Source organism: Streptomyces glaucescens (genome assembly GCF_002154375.1).
GTDB classification, from domain to species: domain Bacteria; phylum Actinomycetota; class Actinomycetes; order Streptomycetales; family Streptomycetaceae; genus Streptomyces; species Streptomyces glaucescens.
In genome coordinates, this window is record NZ_MUND01000953.1 from 1 (window position 1) to 2,849 (window position 2,849).

Genomic DNA, 2,849 nt, shown 5'->3' on the forward strand with positions numbered 1-2,849 from the left:
GGCGTGGGCTGCCTCGTCGATGGTGCAGGACCAGGGGGTGAGGTCGGCGAGGGTGCGCAGGATGGGGGCGGGCGCGCCCGGGGCGCGTACCAGCCACTCGTTCCAGACCGCGCCGCCCGGGCCGGCCAGTACTTCGAAGCGCAGGTCCGGCCAGAGGGGGACCGGCCACTGCCAGGCCTCGCACTCCAGGTCGCCGATGCGGCGTGGGGCCCGGGACTCCGGGGTGCCGAGGACGGAGCGGTAGCGGCCGGCGGCCGTACGGCCCCGTGGTGAGCGGACCATGGCCTGCCAGCGTTTGTTCGCCTCCCGCATGTCGGCCAGGGAGACACCGAGCGCGCGGCGGGCGTCGGCCACCAGGCCGGGGTTGTGGTCGGCCATCCGGCGCAGCAGGACCAGCTGGAAGTCGAGGGGGGTGAAGGGGGGCCTGCCGCTCATGGGGCGAGTGTCGCAGACGGGCCCGGCGCCGAGGGGACTACGCGGTGCCCTCGGCCGGGTCTTCCTCCTCCGTCGCGGCCATGACCAGGCCGGAGCCGACGGCCTCGTCGCCGATGCGTTCGAGGGAGGCCCAGCGGTCGAGGTGGGTGCGGGTCCAGGCGGGGTCGTAGGCAGCCGTGGGCAGCGTCGGTATGCGCTTGCGACCGGTCTCGTCGAGGCGGTACGGCACGTCGAAGGCGGTCTGCCAGGCGTCGAGATCCGCGGCGAACGGCCCCCGAGCTGCCGCCGCGTCGACCCCGAGCTCCTGGGCGATCTCCGCCCAGGAGCTGCCCCGCTCGCGCTCGTGGATCACCGCCGAGGCCAGTGCGCGCTCGGCGAGTTCGACGAGCTGGAGCGCCTGGCTGACCCGGCCGCCGGGGCCGGTGTCGGGGTCGTTCCCGGTCGCGACCAGGCCCTTCGCGCTCTCGGCCACGTCCACGGCGTGGTCGCACAGGACCAGGCGCGCCAGTGCCTCACGGGTGAAGCGGGCCCGGTCGGCGTCGTAAGGCGTCGTCTCCGTCATGGGCGGAGCCTGCCGGGAGCCGGGCGTGCCGGGCATCCGATCTCCGCGGGTGTGGGGCGCGCGGGGCGTCCGGCCCCGGTTCCCGGCCCGGCCGGTCGGTGAGAATGCGCTCATGGACAGCGCGGAGGAAGACGTACGGCAGGCCGTCGCCGGTGAGTTGCAGCTCATGGACCCCGCGGTCCGCGCCTCGCCGGAGCGGGCCGGGCGGCTGCTCGATCCCGAGTTCGTGGAGGTCGGCGGGTCAGGGCGGCGGTGGACGTACGAGACGATGCTCGCCGAACTCGCCGGGCACGAGGGGAGTTCGGCGGACGGACCCCGGTACGAGCCCTCGGAGATCTCCGGGGTGCGGCTCGCGCCCGGGCTGGTGCACCTGACGTTCGAGACGCTGCTCGGGGAGCGCCGGACCCGGCACAGTTCGATCTGGCGCAAGGGGGAAGGTGACGCGGGCTGGCGGATGTACTACCACCAGGCGACCCGGGTGCCGCCCGGCGTCGACTAGTCACCGCCGCGGACCGGGCCGGCCCGCCTGCCCCCGGGTGCCTCGGAGCGGGTGACGAACCGCCGCGGCGCCCGGTACCGGTGCCCGCGCAGCAGCCTCTGGCGGAGCGGACCGGGCCCCCGGCCGTCGTAGCCGAGCAGGACGCCGCCGGCGTGGCTGGGGACGTGGGGCGGCGCGCCCGTAGTGGCCGTCCGGCTCGGTGTGCGTCCTCAGACCGTCCGCTACCGATCGCGCCGGATACGGGAGTTGCGGCGCGACGGCATCGGCGGGACGACACCGGCCCGGGCACGGCCGGGCCGGCCCTCTGGCGCTTCGAGCTGGAGCCGGTGCTGCGCGCCCAGCGGCTGCGCGGCGAGACCGGCCGCGCGGCCCTCAGCCGCGCCGCGCCCGCCGCACGGGCAGCCGCACGAGGTCCCGGCCCACGACGACGCGCCCCGAGTAGCCCCGCTGCGCCTTGGCGTGCCAGGCGGAGTCGGGGACGAGGCCGACGGAGCCCGGCACGAGGTGGCTGAGTACCAGCGTGCCCGCCCCGGCGCGCTCGGCGAGCGGGCCGAGCCTGCCCGCGTCGGTGTGACTGATCTCCATGTGCCGCAACTGCGCGGGCCTGAGCCCGCCCAGCTTCAGCGTGGCGAGGTCCATCACCTCGTGCACCAGGACGTCCGCGCCGCACGCCAGCCGCTCCACGTTGCCGCACGGCGCGGTGTCGCCGCTGAACACCACCGACCCGTCGGCGGTGTCGAAGCGGAACGCGAACGACGGGAACACCGGTGGATGCTCCACCAGCACCGCCGTCACCCGTACCCGCTCGTCCCGCATCACCTCGAACGGCTTCATCGGCGGCGCCATCAGCCGGTCGGGACCTGCGCCCCTCGGCATCCGGAACCGGATGTCGTGCGGCACGATCAGCTCCCGGATGTCCGGCCACCCCTCACTGCGCATCCGTACGTTGATGTCGTACGCCGTCCCCTCGATGTGCCGCCTCAGCAGCTCCGCGGTGCCCGGCGCGGGCGACGCGGGGCTGACCGTGTCCACGGCCCGCCCGGCCGGCCACACCTTCGGCAGCTCCCCCGCCGACCCCGGCCCGTACACCTGGACGGGCCCGCCCAGCGCCTGGAACCCGCCGAACCGCAGCCACAGCAGCGGATACAGATCGGCGAGGTGATCGGAGTGCAGATGGGTCAGGAACACGGCCTCCAGCTGCTCCGCCGCGAGCGCCGCCTCCGCGTACCGCCCGAACGTCCCGGGCCCGCAGTCCACCAGGTACACCCGCCCGTCCACCACGAGCGCGGACGAGATCCCGGCCCGCCCCGACATGGGCACCGGCCCGCCGCTGGTGCCCATGTCGGGGCGGGC

Annotated in this window: 4 protein-coding genes; 1 reads left to right on the forward strand and 3 read right to left on the reverse strand. The window is 75.5% G+C overall.

What is annotated here, in order from left to right; all coding sequences use genetic code 11:
- Both CCN42_RS39680 and CCN42_RS39685 read right to left on the reverse strand, forming a co-directional pair.
- Positions 1 to 435 (reverse strand): hypothetical protein (locus CCN42_RS39680; RefSeq protein ID WP_086741997.1); only part of this gene is annotated, 435 nt, incomplete at its 3' end.
- Between the two features lie 37 nt (positions 436 to 472).
- Positions 473 to 997: a hypothetical protein gene (locus CCN42_RS39685; RefSeq protein WP_086741998.1), complete on the reverse strand. Its 525-nt coding sequence runs from the start codon at positions 995 to 997 to the stop codon at positions 473 to 475.
- A gap of 112 nt (positions 998 to 1,109) precedes the next feature.
- Between CCN42_RS39685 and CCN42_RS39690 the strand changes: the two genes are divergently transcribed.
- A complete protein-coding gene (locus tag CCN42_RS39690; RefSeq protein WP_086173724.1) occupies positions 1,110 to 1,496 on the forward strand; it encodes a nuclear transport factor 2 family protein in 387 nt (128 codons plus the stop codon).
- 372 nt (positions 1,497 to 1,868) lie between these two features.
- Here the strand turns inward: CCN42_RS39690 and CCN42_RS39700 are convergent.
- A partial coding sequence (locus CCN42_RS39700; RefSeq protein WP_143662209.1) for an MBL fold metallo-hydrolase occupies positions 1,869 to 2,849 on the reverse strand: 981 nt, incomplete at its 5' end.